The organism is Pseudomonas sp. Emmai, assembly GCF_055179735.1.
Genome location: NZ_CM143685.1, coordinates 3,721,726 through 3,739,290, shown reverse-complemented (window position 1 = coordinate 3,739,290; position 17,565 = coordinate 3,721,726). Strand labels below are relative to the sequence as shown.

Below are 17,565 nucleotides of genomic sequence, written 5' to 3'. Positions count from 1 at the left end.
CCTGCAAAGCCATGGCTATGTCGGCCATAACCCGCGCCCCCACGGGTCGCTCAAACACTCGCGACAAGGAGCATGTCATGCCAACACCTGCGTACATCAGCATCCACGGCCAAAACCAGGGCCATATCACCAAGGGTGCATTCACCTCTGATTCGGTGGGCAACGTCTATGTGGAAGGCCACGAGGACGAAATCCTTGCACAGGAAATCGATCATCAGATCACCACGCCCACTGACCCGCAAAGCGGTCAACCTGCGGGTCAGCGCGTGCATAAACCGCTGATCTTCACCAGCGCCCTGAGCAAAGCCTCACCCATGCTCTACCAGGCCCTGGCCACCGGCGAAATGCTGCCGACCGTCGAGGTCAAGTGGTTCCGCACCTCGGGCGACGGCAAACAGGAACACTTCTTCACCACCAAGCTCGAGGACGCCACCGTCGTCGAGATCCACACCGTGCTGCCTCACGCACAGGACAGCGACAACGCCAACTACAGCCAACTGATCAAGACCAGCCTGGCTTATCGCAAGGTCAGCTGGAGCCATGTAGTGGCCGGCACCGAAGCTTCGGATGACTGGCGTAAACCGGCTTAACCAGCAACCGGGACGTTCCGCCGTGCAGGTCGCTGCGCGGCGGAATGTTTACTCATTTGAATTGAATCAGGAGGCGCTATGCCCGCCGTCGTTCTGGTCGGACACGACCATGATTGCCCCTTGTGTGGACCGACCACCGTGGACAGTGGATCGCCGAGTTTCAACGTCAACGGCAGCGCCGTCGCCCGTGTCGGCGACACCCTCGGCTGCGGTGCTGTGATCACCAGCGGCGCGCCCTCCATGACCATCAACGGACAACCTGTAGCCCGCGTCGGCGACACCACCGACCACGATGGCGAACTGGAAAACGGTGATAGCAGTTGGTTGATCGACTGACACCCACACACTCGACTGGGAGGCTCCATGCCCCGCCAAAGCGACCTGCGCTTCACCTTTGAGCCCTTGAAGGGCGATCCCTTCGAAGTGGTCTCGTTCACCCTCGAAGAAGGTCTCTCTCAACCCTTCAAGCTTGAGCTGGAGCTGGTCAGTCACAACGCCGCCATCGATTTCAATCGGGTGCTCGATCTGGCAGGGCTGTTCACCCTCTGGCGCGGAGAGACTCCGGTTCGTTACGTCCATGGCTTGGTCAGCCTGTTCCAGCAGGGCGACACCGGCTTTCGCCGCACCCGCTACACCGCCGTGCTCGAACCGACCCTGGCGCGTTTCGATCTGCGCTCCAACTGGCGCATCTTCCAGGGCCAGACTGTGCCCGACATCATCACTAGCGTCCTCACCGAGCAAAAGCTGACCGACCTGCGCAGCGAAATCTGCTTCGAACACCAACCCCGCGAATACTGCGTACAAGCCGGCGAAACCGACCTCGATTTCATCGCCCGCCTCGCCGCCGAGGAAGGCCTGCTCTACACCTTCGAACACCGTACCGACGGCCACACCCTCGTCCTCACCGACCGCGTCGGCGGCCTGGGCACCATCGGCACCCACACCGATTGCCCAGTGATTTATCAGCCCATGGGTGGCGGTGATTCCAAAGAGCCGGCCTTGAACCGCTTCCACTACACCGAGCAAGTGCGCACCGCCGTACAGGTGCAGCGCGACTACACCTTCACCCACCCGCGCTACAACCAGCAGCACACCGCCACCGGTGACCAGGACCTGAATAATCAACATAAAGATTACGAACGCTACGACTACCCCGGCCGCTACAAACGTGACATCGCCGGCAAGCCCTTCACCAAGACCCGCCTGGCCGCCCTGCGCAACGACGCCAAGCTGGCCCATCTGGAAGGCGACGATGCGCGCCTGCAACCGGGCCTGGCCTTCGACCTGAACGAGCATCCCCGCGAGGACTTCAACGATCGCTGGCGCACCATCGCCCTCACCCACGAAGGCAAACAGCACACCAGTCTTCAGGAAGAATCGTTTGGTAGCGGCCTCGGCACCTCTTACACGTTGAAAGCCAGCGCCATCCGCTGGACCTCCGACTGGAAAGCCCCGCTGCGCGACAAACCCTGCATCGACGGCCCGCAGATCGCCACGGTGGTCGGCCCGCCGGGGGAAGAGATCTATTGCGATGAATGGGGCCGGGTCAAGATGCAGTTCCCGTGGGATCGCGCTGATAAAAAAAACGATCAGAGTTCGTGCTGGATTCGTGTGGCGCAGGGCTGGGCCGGCGCGACCTGGGGTTCGATGGCCGTACCGCGAGTCGGCCAGGAACTGATCATCAGCTATCTGGACGGCGACCCTGACCAACCCATTGCCACGGGCCGCACTTACCGCGAGACCAACCTGCCGCCGTATGAGCTGCCCAAGCACAAAACGCGGATGACCATCAAAAGCCGCACCCATAAGGGCTCGGGTTTCAATGAACTGCGCTTTGAGGATGAGCTGGGGCAACAGGAAGTGTTTATCCATGCCGAAAAGGACAAGAACGTCCATATCAAAAACAACAACGGCATCTTCGTCGGCAATGACCGTAAAGAACGGGTCGAGCACAACGAGACCGTGTCCATCGGCGACCACCGCACCGAAGACGTCGGCCAGAACGAAACCATCCAGATTGGCGCCAACCGCAGCGTGACCATCGGCGGCAACAAGACTGAGACCATCAAGCTGGCCAAAGCCGAAACCATCGGTTTGGCCAAGGCATTGACGATTGGCGCGGCCTACCAGACTAGTGTCGGCGCGGCGATGAACACCACCGTGGGGCTGAGCCAGAGCGAGCAGATCGGTATCCACAAATCGGTGGTGGTGGGCAAGCGTTTCAGCATCGATGCCGGTGACGAATTCAAAGTCACGGTGGGCCAATCCACGTTGGTGATGACATCCGACGGCAGGGTGCTGATCAACGGCCGCACCTTCGATTTTTCCGCCAGCGGCGCGGTGCAGATCAACGGCAAAGACGTGGATATCAACTGAGGGGCGGACATGGAATTTCGCAACCTAACGCCCTTCGATGCGTTGTGTTTCAGCGCGCTGGGGGTGGACGACCAAGAGTATCCGGTGCTGGTCATGAAGGTGGGGTATCGGCTGCTGCCCATCGACGGACAGCCGGAGCAGTTTCGCGCCGAGGTGCTGGACCATAACCCGCTGCCACTGTGCACCGCTGATCGCTATTACGGCGAAGAAGGCACCAGCAGCGTCTGCGAGGAAAGCGACCTGGCGCCGTTCAAACCGCGCTGCGATGTGATCGTGGTCGGCAATGCCCATGCGCCCCAGGGCCAACCGTCCACGCACTGGACCGCAGGCCTGCGCATCAGCGCGCCAGTGCCGCCGCTGCCGCGTGTCGACGCGCCGCTGCCGACACCCCTGAGCCCCGGCGAACGACTGACCGAACATCAACTGGCCGCGTGGCAAACCGCCCGCCAAGAGGCTTTTCAGCGCCGGGCCAATGCGCCGACACGCCACTACTTGTTGGACAAGTACTTGAAATTCACCGGCCCCCGGCAGTTCAGCCACAGCCTGTTTGGCGGCTGGCAATTGACCGAACCGCAACCGGCCACCTCGGTGCCTTTGCGCTGGGAATACGCCTTCGGAGGCCGCAGCGTAGTGCCCAATCCCGAGCATGCGGTTGATGCAAACACGCCGCCCTACCTGCTCAACGAGGTCTGCTACAGCAACCCGCTGGGCCGGGGCTGGATTGAAAAGCGCCAGGAAGACCTCGGCTATCAATTGGACAAGCCTCTGCGCGAACTCCCCGCGCCGCAGATCGAACCCATCGATAAACCGGTGTGGCGCTTAGAGCGAGCCAAACATCCCGACGGTGAACTCGACGCCCACGGCATGGCGCAGATCGCAGCCTGCTACAAAAACCAGCCGGCGGGATTTGGCATCGTGGGCCGCGCCTGGGCGCCCCGTTTGCCGCTCGCCGGAACCTACGACGAGGCATGGCAGCGCGAACGCTGGCCGGGGCTGCCGACGGATTTTGATTTTGGTTACTGGAACGGTGCACCGGCCGATCAGCAGATCGATTTTCCGCCGCCGGCATTTCGCCTTGAAATGTTCAACCTGACCGACCCGGCGCTCACGCCCGACGGCACGTTATGCGTCGAACTGCCCGGCCATCGTCCTTTTGTCCTGCTGCGACTGCACAACGGCGCAATGCTGCCACTGCCGATGCTCACCGACACCCTGCGCATCGACACCGAAGCCATGACCCTCGCCTTGACTCACCGCATCAGCCTGCCCAATCACCTGGGCATTCGCGTCCTTGAAGCACGCTTCGAGACCGATCCGACCGCGCCGCTGATCAAGCGTGCAGCCAAGAAGGCGCTCTGACATGGCCGCTAACGTCATCGCCCGTAAGCAAGTCAAATGGCAGGTCGTCAGCATCGTCCCCGACGTGTGCAAAACCCCGATGGGCAGCGCCATACCACCGGTCCCCTACCCCGTCACCGCTGAACTGAAAATCGCTACCGGCGTGGCCAAGTCGGTACGTGCCAACGGCAAGCCGGTAGTGGTCTTCGACAAGAGCCTGGTGCCCAGCACCCAAGGTGATGCAGCCGGTGCCGCCAAAGGCATCAAGAGCAACACCGTGGGCGGCAAGTGCTATCCGCTGGAGAAGAGCAGCACCGTGCGCGCCGAGGGCAAACTGGTGGTGCGCCATGACGACAAGTTCTGGATGAACGGTGCTTAGCGCATGGCGGAACCGATCAACCTGGCCCCGGTGCGAGTGCACGCGATCAGCGTCACCGTCCAACCGCCCCCTGACAGCATCGTCGGCCCAGCCGAACTGCTGCTGCAGCAAGGCGAGAACGGCGGCGTGCAAATCGATGCCTTCTGGCAAGACGCCATGGGCAATGAAATCCACGAAAGCAAGGAACTGCAGGAGGACGAATACGAAGCCCTGCGGGCGGGCTACCTGCGCACCGAACAAGCAACCCTACCGCCGTTCAGTTCGTTGAAGAGTGGCAATACCATTGGGCGGGTGGTGGGTGAGACCGCGCCGGCGGCAGTTCCAGCATCGCAGGCCAATCCGCCGATTGAGGCTGAGACCGACGCTGAAAAAGGATGGTGGATCAACGCCAGCCCTTGGGTTCATGGCGGCTTGGATGTATTGGGCTTCGTGCCTGGACTGGGAGCTATTCCAGACCTGATCAACGCTGGGGTCTACGCTGTAGAAGGCGATGCGGTCAATGCTGGTCTCTCAGCAGTTGCAGCCATACCCTTTGCAGGCGATGCGATAAAAGGGAGCGTACTAGTTGGCAAGGGCGCGCACCGTCTCGGGTCAGAAGCAGCACAACAGACTGCGCAGAAGGCAGCCAAGGAAGTAGCAGAACGAGGTGAAAGAGAAGCATCGGAACGACTTTCGAAAAATGCAACAGAACGACATGCATCAGAGCAGTCTGCTGCTCCAAAAGCTGGAGACGGCGGGAAGATAAAACAACGAAAAGTATTTGACGTTGAGTGCTTTAATCTGCCTGAAGGTGCAAACGAAGATGAGTTTGTCCGCCAGCTTAAGGAACAAGAAGATGCTCTCAACGCAATGGATGCAGATACACTGATTTCACGTAGAAAGGCCATAGATGATGCCGGGGGCACTGAAGCTCTTCGAGACAAAAAGGCACAACGCAAAGCAAGGAAGGACTACGAAAGAAAACGTTTGAGTGACCTGCTCGCACAGAACGTTGATGCTAGCAAAGCGAAAAAAATCGTGGCCACCGAGCTTAAAGAACTAGCAGCAACACATATCTTAGATATCATTGCCGGCGGCAACCCCAGTGATGTCACCATGGGGGACAAGAGAACTAACTCTTCAGTTGGAGCACAATGGAAGGGGCGAAGATCTCAATCAATTGAGGACCATGCAAAGGAAATGGCAAAAGCCGGTAATGGCAACGGAAAACTTAAAGTAAAACTCAAAAAATGCCAAGGAAATAAACAGTGAGCGAATTAATAAATTTTATAATCGAAGAAAACGGAACTCCTAAAAAAACTGAGCCACTCAACGAGGAGGAGCTAAGTCAACTACCGTCCACTTTACCAATACCTTTACTTGAGTTATATCGAAGCCATGGTCGCTTCACAATTCAAGACGGACGCTTACAGACCTGCCACCCAATTGACTTCAAAGGTCTTTTTTCATTAATTCTCGGCAAAGATCAAACTTTCAACAAAGACAACTGCCATGCATTCGCATACTCCGCATTCGGAAACATTTATTTCTATCACGACCTCTATGGCTGCGGAGAAATTGACTTAATAAACGGCCACTTATACAACTCAACTTTCACATCACCATCCAAGGCAAATCTAAATCCCGAAAACACAATATATTTGCCTTTTGCACTTGATCGCGAATCCTTAGACTTTTTCGACATTAACGACTCCCCCCTCTTTTCACGTGCAAAAAGAAAACTAGGCACATTAGAGATTGGCGAGTGCTATGGCTTCTTCCCCGCGCTATCATTGGCTGGACTAGCACACATAGACTATCTAAAAAGAGTAAAAACGATCGAACATCTTTCAATTATTTCCCAAACACAGAACATGTACATCATTGACTCAAGTGGTCATGGCTCATCAAACATCATTCGAAAGATGGGAGAGTAACTTGAGTACTTTACAACGTTTATCCTCAGGGTTGACGCCGACGTTTGGATCGACGTGACCGAGTTATCCCTGCCCCGGCCCCTGGTAATTAACCGCTGAGCCCGTCTACCATTGGCCAGCACTGTTTACGTGACTTTTCCATGGGAGCGTTGTCCGGGGTACCGCCCTCCCCTATTGGTTCGCTGCGCCGGTCAATCAACAGTTCGTCTTTAGCTCGTTCTGGTCAGCCTGTTTCAGCAGGGCGACACCGGCTTTCGCCGCACCCGCTACACCGCCGTGCTCGAACCGACCCTGGCGCGTTTCGATCTGCGCTCCAACTGGCGCATCTTCCAGGGCCAGACTGTGCCCGACATCATCACTAGCGTCCTCACCAAGCAAAAGCTGACCGACATCCGCAGCGAAATCTGCTTCGGACACCAACCCCGCGAATACTGCGTACAAGCCGGCGAAACCGACCTCGATTTCATCGCCCGCCTCGCCGCCGAGGAAGGCCTGCTCTACACCTTCGAACACCGCGCCGACGGCCACACCCTCGTCCTCACCGACCGCGTCGGCGGCCTGGGCACCATCGGCACCCACACCGATTGCCCAGTGATCTACCAGCCCATGGCCGGCGGCGATGCTATGCAACCGGCATTGAACCGCTTCCATTACACCGAACAGGTGCGCACCGCCGTACAAGTCCAGCGCGACTACACCTTCACCCACCCGCGCTACAACCAGCAACACACCGCCACCGGTGACCAGGACCTGAATAATCAACATAAAGATTACGAACGCTACGACTACCCTGGCCGCTACAAACGTGACATCGCCGGCAAGCCCTTCACCAAAACCCGCCTGGCCGCCCTGCGCAACGACGCCAAGCTGGCCCATCTGGAAGGCGACGATGCGCGCCTGCAACCGGGCCTGGCCTTCGACCTGTGCGAGCACCCGCGCGAAGACTTCAATGACCGTTGGCGCACCATCGCCATCAGCCACGAGGGCAAGCAGCACACCAGCCTGCAGGAAGAATCGTTTGGTAGCGGCCTCACGGCCAACTGCTCAGTGAAACCAACAGCGCCGGAGAACTGAAATACGCTTATGAGTCTAGGAGCGCGCAATAGCACCCACAATCACCCGGAAGAAATCAAGAAGGGGCCGACAGAGAAACACTCTACCGCCTGACAGAAATTAAACACAATCAGGGTGCCGGCATCGAGTAGTAGGACCCAAACAAGACTCGGAAGAGGCGCCGTTTGGTTCAACGCGAGTCGCTTGCGTGCCCCAGGGAAGGCCCGAACAAAGCCGGGTTGCGCCCCATCAGCTCAAGAGCTTATCGTCATACGCTTCCCCTTGTGCGGCATTATGCTACTTCTTTGGGCTAGAGCTTTACGTTGTCACAGTTTCCACACTCACCCAGTGACACCCTGCGGCATCGGCAGTCCTTGATCAGTCAAAGTCATCAAGTACGCCGCGATCATTTCCAGCTCTGGCGCTGCCACGGGTTTTGGCCGCTCCGGCTGCGGCAACCCGCGCTCCCAACACTCCAGACGATCCGCCCAATCCTGCATCATGGCTTGCCGCTGAATCACATACTCAGCGTGGTTGTAGGAGCGCCCTACCTCATTGGGATTGACATGCGACAACTGCGCATCAATCCATTTTTCCTCGTACCTCAGCTCATTCAGTGCGGTCGACAATGTCCCACGAATGCCATGCCCCGTCAGTTGCACCTTATACCCCATGCGCTTAAGCGCATTGTTGAGGGTGTTCTCGCTGATACTTTTCCGAGATTGAAAGCGATGGGACAGCAAAAAACACTGTGCCGGCAATTTGGCCTCCAACAGGCCTTTGATGATTTCAACGGCAGGGCGGGACAGCGGCACAATGTAGGGAGGGATCTCCTCACTTTCCTGACGCTCGCGCACCTGCAGCTGCTTGACCATCTCAGCCGGGATGATCCACAACCCTCGCTCCAGATCGAACTGCTCGGGCCTGGCCGCGCGCAGTTCACCCGTGCGAACGCCGGTCAGCAACAGCAAACGAAGACCCAGTACCGTATTGGGGTGACCACCATAGCTGCGTAACTTGCGCAGGAACGCAGGGAGTTCGTCCATACGCAGATGGGGATTGTGGCGGACCTTGGGTTTGGGCATCGCTACGATGTCGAGGTTGGCGGCCGGATTTACCGCCAACCCCTTCTCAACCATGGCATAGCGAAACAACTGGTTGAGCCAGGTGCGGCACTTTTCTGCGATGGTCATGGCTTTGCGCCGTTCAATCTTGCGCAGCACTTCCAGCACATGCTGGCGCGTAATCTGGACGATCGGCAGATCACCCAACCGAGGCAGGATGTCTTTGTTGAAGTGACGATCTATCTGCGACAAGGTGCTCTGACGCCCGACCTTCAGGCTCAAGCCCCTGAACGCGCGCCAGTCTGTATAAACGCTACGAAAAGAGTTTTCCGTCGAGGCACTGGCTGCCAGTCGGGCTTCGCGTCCATTTGAACGTGGATCGACGCCCTGAGCGACCAGCGCACGCGCCTCGTCCCGCGCCGTGCGCGCTTCTTTAAGGCTGACTGCCGGGTAAACACCCAGTGAAATGCGCGATTGCTTACCCAGCCAGTAGAGCGGAAGTGCCATTGCTTGGCACCCTTGGGGCCCACGAACAGCGCAAGCCCGCCCGAGTCTTTGAGGGTGTAATTTTTACCGGAAGGTTTCGCCTGGCGAACGGCGGTATCGGTCAAGGCCATGAGTACATCTCCCGTCTCGTAGGGTCGAGGAGATGTATATCGATGCCGGACCGGGACGTTCCACCCAAAAACCACTATGCCTGCTACCCGGATTCTATGTACTCAAAAATGTACTTAAAAAACGTGGCTGGGCCGGGTTTCGGCGGATCGCACTGGAACGAAAAAAGACGCCGAAGCGTCTATTTCGCTAATCCCCAGCGCCCAGTGGACATCTGTGGATTTATATTTGGAGCGGGAAACGAGACTGAAATCCGCGCTCTTTCTCCTTGAAAACATTGATATTTTTGTGCGATCAGTGCTTTCGATGTACGGGATGATGTACGTATTCTTCAAGATTGCATAGTAGTCATCTTTGACAAATTGCTTCAGCATTTTCAACGAACACACTCTATGTAGCTGATCGACGAATTGAGTCTACTGCGCAGAAAGGCAGGCAGCTTCCGGGTATAAGTGGACCCTCACGAGCGCCTGCTTTCGGCCAATAGCGGCCGTTCTGGAATGGCAGGAAACGACCGATAACTGCCTTCGATACGCGACTTTCGCCCGCCAGCGGCTCGATTGTAAGAATATGGCGGAGAGCTGCAAAACCGCCTACGCTTATAGAATGATTCCTCGAACGCCTTGCCCATCTGGTGGTATAGAGCCGAGAGATCTGACTTCCTTTGACCGTCCGCTTAACACCCACCCGGATCAACCCGCGCCTATCGCCAGCAACTGCCCCCTGAGTCCGGTCCACACGACCAGCAGTACGGCGCAACGGGTAAAAGCCAGACCCAGTCCCCCCACCTGCCGTTCAAAAGCGACCGATGCCGCAGCACCTCTGGAAACGGGGGCGCTGTTCACGTTCTGCCATGAGGTCAATCCGTATGTATCGGCCGAGCACGATTCCTTACCAGCAGCATCGAGGGTTCAGCCGAACCTTCACTCAGGGGCATTTGAGCCTTGGATTATTCTTTCCCATGGAGGCGTTCGACGGGGACACTCCGAGCATGCTCAACCAGGTCACACTGGCTAAACAAGCCGAGGCGCTGGGCTTCTGCGCGCTCTGGTTTCGCGACGTGCCGCTTCGCGACCCTGGCTTCGGCGATGTCGGCCAAGTCTTCGACCCCTGGGTTTACCTGGGTTATATGGCCGCCCATACCTCGGAGATTGCACTTGGCACCGCCTCCATCGCCATCCCGCTGCACCATCCCCTGCACACGGCCAAGGCGTCAGCCAGCGTCGATCAGTTGAGCACTGGTCGCTTGATTCTGGGGGTTGCTTCGGGAGATCGGCCAGTGGAGTTCTCGGCGTTTGGCGTCGATCCCGAAAGGCGTGGAGAGATCTTTCGAGAACACTACGAAGTGATTCGCCGCGCCCACAGCACCAGTTTTGAGCCCATCCACTGGAGCACTGGTGAAATGCAAGGCGCAGACCTGATTCCGAAACCTACCACCCAATTCATTCCAATGCTCGTGACCGGCAACAGTCGCCAGTCACTGGATTGGATCGCGCGTGAGAGCAACGGATGGATCAACTATCCACGCATTCCGAACATGCAGCGGCTGGTCGTGGAAGATTGGCGACTGGAGGTCACGAAACAATGTGGTTCTGTGTATAAGCCCTTTACTCAGTCGCTGTACATCGATCTCGATGAGAATCCGTCAACGCCACCCACACGTATCCATTTGGGGTTCAGACTTGGACGTTACCATCTACGATTTTTGCTGGAGTCGCTTGAGGAAATCGGCGTGGACCACGTCATTCTCAATCTCAAATACGGCAAGCGCCCTGCGGTGGAAGTTATTGAGGAATTGGGTACGCACATCGTTGCGCAGTTCGGAGTGCAGCCGCGTCAGGCAGCTCATTGAACATCGGTCACTGCTACGCCGACGAATGCTCACTTGACGAAACCATAAGGTGTCACGGCGCGGATGACCTCCGGTTCTATATCAATGATGGAGATCTTCGCGCCATGAGCGACCGGTGCCCGGCAAACAATCTACTCTACCCAGCCTAAACCCGTGATGAGCACGTTGCCTTGCAGATTCTGTGCGGCTTCCACGCCGTCCCTGGACACGATTTGCGCGCGTATCCTTTCACTTATACCGAGCGCGCAAGCATGGCATGAATCCTGGACACGGCACTTTAGCCATGACATTTATCTTCAATACAAGTGTTTTGATTGATCACCGCCCGGAACAGCAGCAGGCCCAGGCTATCCTGATTTTCACAAAATACATCGTGGGCCTCCCAGTACTGACTGGAGCTTCCTATTGGGTTTGCTTAGCCGGGTAGCTTGGCCGCAAGGACGTCAACCTTCTCGATTGATGGCGGTTCGGCAAATAGCTCGGCAGCGTTTGCCATAAGCGCCGCCGCGACCTTGCCCGAAAGATGAGCCTGCCGGCCCGCTTCATCCGGGAATGCGTCAAAGATGCCAAAGGTGGACGGCCCCAAGCGGATTCCAAACCAGGCTGTAGTGGCTGGCTCCTCCTCCACTAACGGAAGGCCGCCCAAAAGAAAGCTCTCTACATCCTTTTCTTTCCCGGGTTTTGCTTCCAGGCGAACGAACAACGCTACTTTGACCATGATGTGGCTCCTGTTGTTACGATGCGGCTGGCGCTATCAGATCGCGATAGCTAAGAGGGGCATCCGAGACTCTTAACTATGGTCGACGATACCAGGATTACAAACCCAAATAGACCAAGGGTAGCGGCGAGTAGCGCACGGGCAGTGAGAACGACGTAGTGGGCAGCATGTAACCGCAAGTCAGCCACTTGCTCACTTAGTCCCACCCTCTGGTCTGATAATAATGATTCAACGATATCTGAAATTTAGAAAAACATAAGAGATCATGGTTGCTGTCAGGCCGACCAATATGTACTCGACGCGGGGTAAAAACACGACTAACCCGCCCAAAGAAAACACTATCAACGTGTTTTGTAATATGTATTTCCTTATTCTACTCACGGCTATGAAATAGCCATATTGCTTACCTAGGAAAAACAAGGCCATGCCGGTGATCGACATAATCTGGAAATCGCGTATCGCAATGTCGTTCAGGATCGCATGCCTAATCAAATTTGCCAGAAGTGCCAGCCCCATAAAAAGAAAAAGGTGCGAGTAGATTAAGGCGTGCCCACTCATACTGCTTTGATGTTTGTTCAATAAGTAAAAACTATCAAAATAGATCCACCAAATACTGCAAATCATGATAAATCCGGTGATGGCCGCCATCACATTATAATAACCCCATTGAATGTTAGATAAGCCTCCGGAAAGGCTAATAATTGACTCCCCCAATAAGATTAGGGTAAGTAGGCCTATACGCTCAACCAAGTGCTCTGTGTGTGCTGGCAACGGTTTTAGTTTAGTCCAGAAAAATACAGGAAACAGAATATCAAGAACAATCCCAATATAAGCAACAAGGTAACGCGAGGGCGGGTCAAAAATAACGGATGAAAGGCTAATAACTGCGCTAACTAATAGGGCGAAGCCAAGCCTTGAGGAAAGTTCGCCGCGAGAATCGAGTTTACTAATGGATGAAATATACATAACACTGATGATCGCACGTATACCAAAATAGCAGGCAATAATGAGCGGGTAGTTCACTTCCAAGTCTTCCCCGATCCGTGCCGATAGCACAATGAGCAGGAGCATTATGAATAATGTTGCCAAACGGTGAAGATTGCTGTCTGTATCGAACCTGTTGGAGTAAATCGTGTGACTGGACCAGATCCACCACAACGGCACAAAAAGCAGTAAGAATGTCCATAATTGCTTATGTTCAAAGTGCCCGTCATGAACATGTCCGAGAGTGTGCGTAACCTGGCCTATCGTAACAACGAAAGTCAGGTCAAAAAACAACTCCAACCATGTGGCGTGTCGATTTTCTTCATAATACTTCAAAGATTTCATTAGTTACCGGCTCCGTGTCCACCTCTTTAATGTAAAAGGAAGCTAACGTTAGTTTTTCCTCGGCTCCGATGTGGGTGATGTCAAGCCGATTTGGCTCTCTAGCGATTTCGTCCACGCACTAACAAAAGCTCAATTATCTGACTCATCCCGATGAACTCTGGAACTCCGTCATAGCGAAGCCCGTCAATGTAAAACGCTGGGGTGCCATTCACGCCGCTGCGTACACCGCCATTGAAATCGGCTTGTATTTTGGGAATGTAAGTATCCTCTTGCATTGCAAGATCGAATTCCTCCCTGGAAAGGCCGTGTTTGAGAACGATGGCGCGATACAGCGGCAGGCCCAATCGATCCTGATTTTCGTACAATTCGTCGTGGGCCTCCCAGAAGAATCCTCGACTCCCGGCATACTCAGCGGTGACCGCTGCACCCAATGCATGGGGGTGAGCGGTGGTCAGAGGGAAGTTACGGAACACAAACAGCAAGTCATCGCGAAAATGCTGTTGCAGATTCTTAACCATCCAATAAGCTTCACCGCAATAGGGACATTCATAGTCGCCAAATTCGACCAAGGTGACCTTGGCATGCGCACTTCCCTGGCGATAGTCGTTGGCACTTACCGGGACTTTGAGAGTGGCCATCTAATCACCTGTTAATTTTTGGTTGGCGTGCTTTGTGGCGAATTCGCCAAAGCATCCAGCGCATCCAGAATACCGTCCGCACCAGGGTTGATTGCCATCGGGGAGACGTAGCTCCAGGCAACCACCCCGTCCTTGTCAATCACGAACAGTGCACGCTTACAAACCCCGAACTGGGACTCGTACGCTCCATACTGTCGTGCCACAGCCCCTTTGGGCTCGAAATCGGCCAGCAGGCTGAAGTGAAAATTCCGATCTTTGGCAAAGGCCTGATGACACCAGGCGCTGTCAACCGAGATACCCAGTAGCGCCGCACCGTATTCTCTGAATGTGGGTAGCAACTGGTTGTACAAAGTCAGTTGGTCACCACACACCGAAGTCCAGTCAGCGGGATAAAACGCCAATATAACGGGATTTCCCTTTAGCTCACGCAGCGACAACTGTTGATCAGGGGTTGCGTGAAGAGTGAAGTCGGGCGCGACAGTGCCGGCCGGCAGCGGACCCTGAACCAGGTCGCCATTGGTTTTTTGTGCATCATCGAACTCTAAAGTATTCATTGCTTGAACCTTGATAGATGGGTGGTTGGGACGTGCTCAGTGGGATGCGACGTGCCCGGCGGGATAACTCCATCCACCATCAAGGGGTTCAAAAAAAAAGACAACGCTGCCTCGATCTCAGCCTGAGCCTGAGTGATTTCGGCAGCGAAACGTTCACGTTCCGCATCAAGGAACACAAGAAGATCCGCCGTGTAATCGCGGAATTGGATTAGGCCAGGTTGGCAGGGGAATGGTCAGATTCGCTCTGGCTCACCAATGACTATAGTCGTTGATGACGCTTACCGTAGTAGCTGAACGATTTTTCGCTACCCACCAGTGCCAACAACACTCACGCGCTTATCTTGCTGCCATTTCAGGCGGCGTTTTAACACGATGATTTTGGCAGCTATTTCGCCACTTCAGACAAATTTACATCTGCTTTCTGGACGACAACTGCTGCCCCTTACGACAAGCAGAAATCGACCAGAGGCAGACACTGAAACCGCCTTCAGGTCTACAGAATGAAGGTTGATATGGGAAATGCTCTGGACAAACGAGTCGTTGTCATTAGTGCCGGCATCGTGGGCGCTTCGCTGGCGTATCACCTGGCTGATAAAGGCGCGAATATCACCTTGGTTGAGGCTGAAGGTATCGCGTCGGGAGTGTTTGGAGATTCACTCGCATGGATCAACATCCTATACGGTTAACGTGACCCCATTGCAGCACTGCGCGGAGCAGCAGTCAAAGATGCGGCACGCGCAGCGATGGTGCTGTACCTAACGAATAGTCGAGATCGGTCTTCGGGAAGCTGAGCGGTAGCCTTTGCGAATATTGTCACTGACCGCTTTTGGCCGTTTTCTGCCTCTCGCGACGGGCAGAAAACGGCCTGAAGCGGACACTCAAAGCTGAAGTCATCACGGTCTGCCTGTCATTGTAACGATGGTGCTTCACTGGCCGCGCGGGTGCGGATGAGCAGTCCAGGGACTGCGCCTCGCAGCCAGTCGATGAGTGCCTGCCTATTTAAGTAAAGCCTTTAACTACTCGACAAACTCGACATAGTTAGACTCACCACCTCCAGTCGCACCGGACAACCACCCCCAAACGAAGTGGAGTGTCGTGCGCCCAGCTTTATCAGCCCCCACCGTGCCACGCGACCAGCCGGCAAGAAGCTCTCCATCAGTCGTTGAACAGTGGAAGAGAAGTTCAATGGTATCGGGGCCTGTCACGCGACCAACCTGGTTTCCTGTTCGTATCCGTCCGCCTTGGTAGCGGCTGGTAATAGCACCGTCTTCGACAAAGTAATGAAATATCGTGCCGGCACCTGATAGGCCTTGGGTGTTGTTGGCTACTGTGAATTGGCGATTGTTCAAGCGCTCGTTGATCAGGGAAAAAGCGATTTCCATAAGTGTCGTGTCCTTCGGGTGAGAAATCCATTCCAGTCCATGTCAACCTTAAACCAGGCTGCACAAAGGGTTCCATCTGAATGTCCACCAAGGGTCGACTGGAGCCCTAGGCGACAGGCAGCTATGGGTCGATTGCGGCCCTTCGTCACGGACGGCTATCGGCCAAAAGCAGACGTTTACAAGCAGTTGGTATTTGCCCAAAGCTGCATGGCGCCAAAGCGAAGGAAGCTTGCAACGAGGAGGAGTCCGTATACGACGCTCTAATAACGGTGAGTTCCGTAATCGGTCCAGCGCGCTCAGCCGATAGGGGCGCTTTGGTCGATAGCATCGGTGCGCTCCACTACTCGAATGCCTTTTTCCGCGAGCGCTTGTCGCACTGTCACTTGGTAGGTATCTATCGCACCGCGTAGCCAGGTCTCAAATTTTTGGCTAGCCGGTGAGTTCGGTCTTGCCTTGGGTTTGAACAGACTGTAGCTCTGCGCGCTGACCAGGCCCAGTGGGTAGGGGACGATCAGCTCGCCTGTTTGGATGGCGGGCAGTGCAAGAAAGCTGTCGCCGATGGTCAGACCGCCGCCTGATGCGGCAACCGATAGGCATAGGGTGGTTTCATTGAACACTGTCTGCTGGCGACGCGGGCCGCCAGGCACCAGCCCGGTCAGGGTGCACCACTCGTCCCAGACATCGTAATTGGCATCGATCAGGTAAGGCGCTTCGCAAGGCTTGTGGCCCTCACCTAAATAGGTTTCTGCAAAGCCGCGGGTGCAGACCAGAACGTCGATCCAGCGGCACAGCTCAGTTTCTTCCAACCCTCCGCCCGCCCTGACTCCGTGCATACCATAGAAAATTCGGAAGTCGAAATCCTCATCGAGGCGGAAGCTAAAGTTGTTTTCGGCGGTGATTTCTACGGATATCCCGGGATTGGCAACCAGAAACTTCCCAACCTGGCCGGCCAGCCAGCTTGACGCGAAGTCACGGCAGACCAACACCCGTAGATGCTCTCCCCGCCGTGCCCGGCGGCTGATGGTATCGGTGGTCAACTGGATCAACTCGAAGGCTTGTTGCAGGGCTGCAAACAACTCGCGGCCCGCCGAAGTCAGGCGGATCACATTGCCCGTACGCTGGAGCAGGGGGCAGCCCATGTCGCTCTCCAACTGCGTAACCTGTTTTGACACTGCTGGACGCGTTACATGCAGCTCTTCCGCAGCGGACGAAATGCTATTGAGTCGGGCAACGGCCTCGAAGGCGCGAAGCGCGGTTAGCGATTGGTGTTTTCTCAAAGGGGCGCTCCGTAACCTGAAGTGACTCAGACTGAAATCTTGTCACTTGCCCGTATAGGAGCCTGACTTTAGCTTGGACGTCAACCCCAACACGCAATTCCGAGGTTTCATAATGCTCCTACCAATCCGTTTTTCTTCGACTGGCCCAAGTGACTGGCAGCAATTGCCGAACGAGGCTCTGGAACATGCCGAGCTGATCGAAGGCCGTCCGATGGGCCTGGATCATGCCTACTTCTGCCGTAGCGAACCACCGGTGAAGTCGGGTATCTGGCGCTGCGAACCTTACACCGAGCGTTACGAGAACTATCCGGCTGATGAGTTCATGGTGGTACTGGAGGGCGAGGTCACTCTCGAAGCAGACGGTTTCTGCGAAACCTATACCCAAGGAGATTCCTTTCTGGTTCCCAAGGGGTTTCGTGGCGTGTGGCGTCAGCCAGTTCCGATGCTGAAGTTTTATGTGATTGTCGGTTAGCCAGCTGAAGAG

Annotated in this window: 16 protein-coding genes and 4 pseudogenes; 11 read left to right on the top strand and 9 right to left on the bottom strand. The window is 55.7% G+C overall.

Going from position 1 to position 17,565, the window contains the following annotated elements:
- Nucleotides 1-77: 77 nt before the first annotated feature.
- From ACY4LX_RS17160 to tssI, 8 genes and pseudogenes are all read left to right on the top strand, one after another.
- Nucleotides 78-590, top strand: coding sequence for an Hcp family type VI secretion system effector (locus tag ACY4LX_RS17160; RefSeq protein WP_149661210.1), 513 nt, complete (start codon nt 78-80; stop codon nt 588-590).
- A 78-nt stretch (nt 591-668) separates the two neighbouring features.
- Complete coding sequence (locus tag ACY4LX_RS17155) at nt 669-926, top strand: PAAR domain-containing protein (protein ID WP_149661211.1); 258 nt, start codon at nt 669-671, stop codon at nt 924-926.
- 27 nt (nt 927-953) lie between these two features.
- A complete protein-coding gene (locus tag ACY4LX_RS17150) occupies nt 954-2,966 on the top strand; it encodes a type VI secretion system Vgr family protein (RefSeq protein ID WP_463257170.1) in 2,013 nt (670 codons plus the stop codon).
- A gap of 9 nt (nt 2,967-2,975) precedes the next feature.
- Entirely contained in the window at nt 2,976-4,325 is a 1,350-nt protein-coding gene (locus ACY4LX_RS17145; RefSeq protein ID WP_463257169.1) for a DUF2169 family type VI secretion system accessory protein, read from the top strand.
- 1 nt (nt 4,326) lies between these two features.
- Nucleotides 4,327-4,683, top strand: a complete 357-nt coding sequence (locus ACY4LX_RS17140; RefSeq protein ID WP_463257168.1) for a DUF4150 domain-containing protein — start codon at nt 4,327-4,329, stop codon at nt 4,681-4,683.
- A gap of 3 nt (nt 4,684-4,686) precedes the next feature.
- Nucleotides 4,687-5,934, top strand: coding sequence for a polymorphic toxin type 15 domain-containing protein (locus ACY4LX_RS17135; protein WP_463257167.1), 1,248 nt, complete (start codon nt 4,687-4,689; stop codon nt 5,932-5,934).
- Nucleotides 5,931-6,599 carry a GAD-like domain-containing protein gene (locus tag ACY4LX_RS17130; RefSeq protein WP_463257166.1) on the top strand — a complete coding sequence of 223 codons (669 nt, stop codon included), beginning with the start codon at nt 5,931-5,933 and terminating at the stop codon, nt 6,597-6,599. The genes ACY4LX_RS17135 and ACY4LX_RS17130 overlap by 4 nt, the downstream gene beginning before the upstream one ends.
- Before the next feature lie 219 nt (nt 6,600-6,818).
- Nucleotides 6,819-7,661: pseudogene (tssI, locus tag ACY4LX_RS17125) on the top strand (type VI secretion system tip protein TssI/VgrG); the annotation flags it as partial.
- 332 nt (nt 7,662-7,993) lie between these two features.
- Here the strand turns inward: tssI and ACY4LX_RS17120 are convergent.
- Both ACY4LX_RS17120 and ACY4LX_RS17115 read right to left on the bottom strand, forming a co-directional pair.
- A complete protein-coding gene (locus ACY4LX_RS17120) occupies nt 7,994-8,698 on the bottom strand; it encodes a tyrosine-type recombinase/integrase (protein ID WP_463260610.1) in 705 nt (234 codons plus the stop codon).
- Between the two features lie 111 nt (nt 8,699-8,809).
- Nucleotides 8,810-9,333, bottom strand: a pseudogene (locus ACY4LX_RS17115) (tyrosine-type recombinase/integrase); the annotation flags it as partial.
- An 866-nt stretch (nt 9,334-10,199) separates the two neighbouring features.
- On the opposite strand from ACY4LX_RS17115, the gene ACY4LX_RS17110 reads away from it, so the two are divergent.
- The gene (locus ACY4LX_RS17110) at nt 10,200-11,183 is read left to right on the top strand and encodes an LLM class oxidoreductase (RefSeq protein ID WP_043862986.1); all 984 of its coding nucleotides are present in this window, start codon (nt 10,200-10,202) and stop codon (nt 11,181-11,183) included.
- A 38-nt stretch (nt 11,184-11,221) separates the two neighbouring features.
- Here the strand turns inward: ACY4LX_RS17110 and ACY4LX_RS17105 are convergent.
- The 5 genes and pseudogenes from ACY4LX_RS17105 to ACY4LX_RS17085 form a co-directional block, all read right to left on the bottom strand.
- Nucleotides 11,222-11,404, bottom strand: a pseudogene (locus tag ACY4LX_RS17105) (monovalent cation:proton antiporter-2 (CPA2) family protein); the annotation flags it as partial.
- A gap of 194 nt (nt 11,405-11,598) precedes the next feature.
- Nucleotides 11,599-11,901: a putative quinol monooxygenase gene (locus tag ACY4LX_RS17100; RefSeq protein ID WP_023047152.1), complete on the bottom strand. Its 303-nt coding sequence runs from the start codon at nt 11,899-11,901 to the stop codon at nt 11,599-11,601.
- A gap of 228 nt (nt 11,902-12,129) precedes the next feature.
- Nucleotides 12,130-13,230, bottom strand: a complete 1,101-nt coding sequence (locus ACY4LX_RS17095; protein WP_463257165.1) for a low temperature requirement protein A — start codon at nt 13,228-13,230, stop codon at nt 12,130-12,132.
- 98 nt (nt 13,231-13,328) lie between these two features.
- The gene (locus ACY4LX_RS17090) at nt 13,329-13,868 is read right to left on the bottom strand and encodes a DsbA family protein (RefSeq protein ID WP_463257164.1); all 540 of its coding nucleotides are present in this window, start codon (nt 13,866-13,868) and stop codon (nt 13,329-13,331) included.
- An 11-nt stretch (nt 13,869-13,879) separates the two neighbouring features.
- Nucleotides 13,880-14,422, bottom strand: a complete 543-nt coding sequence (locus ACY4LX_RS17085; protein ID WP_463257163.1) for a redoxin domain-containing protein — start codon at nt 14,420-14,422, stop codon at nt 13,880-13,882.
- 512 nt (nt 14,423-14,934) lie between these two features.
- On the opposite strand from ACY4LX_RS17085, the pseudogene ACY4LX_RS17080 reads away from it, so the two are divergent.
- Nucleotides 14,935-15,105: pseudogene (locus ACY4LX_RS17080) on the top strand (FAD-dependent oxidoreductase); the annotation flags it as partial.
- A gap of 333 nt (nt 15,106-15,438) precedes the next feature.
- Here the strand turns inward: ACY4LX_RS17080 and ACY4LX_RS17075 are convergent.
- Nucleotides 15,439-15,804, bottom strand: a complete 366-nt coding sequence (locus tag ACY4LX_RS17075) for a hypothetical protein (RefSeq protein ID WP_429515342.1) — start codon at nt 15,802-15,804, stop codon at nt 15,439-15,441.
- A gap of 296 nt (nt 15,805-16,100) precedes the next feature.
- Nucleotides 16,101-17,081 carry a LysR family transcriptional regulator gene (locus tag ACY4LX_RS17070; protein ID WP_463257162.1) on the bottom strand — a complete coding sequence of 327 codons (981 nt, stop codon included), beginning with the start codon at nt 17,079-17,081 and terminating at the stop codon, nt 16,101-16,103.
- 112 nt (nt 17,082-17,193) lie between these two features.
- Between ACY4LX_RS17070 and ACY4LX_RS17065 the strand changes: the two genes are divergently transcribed.
- Nucleotides 17,194-17,553, top strand: coding sequence for a cupin domain-containing protein (locus ACY4LX_RS17065; RefSeq protein WP_007973008.1), 360 nt, complete (start codon nt 17,194-17,196; stop codon nt 17,551-17,553).
- The last annotated feature ends 12 nt before the right edge of the window (nt 17,554-17,565 follow it).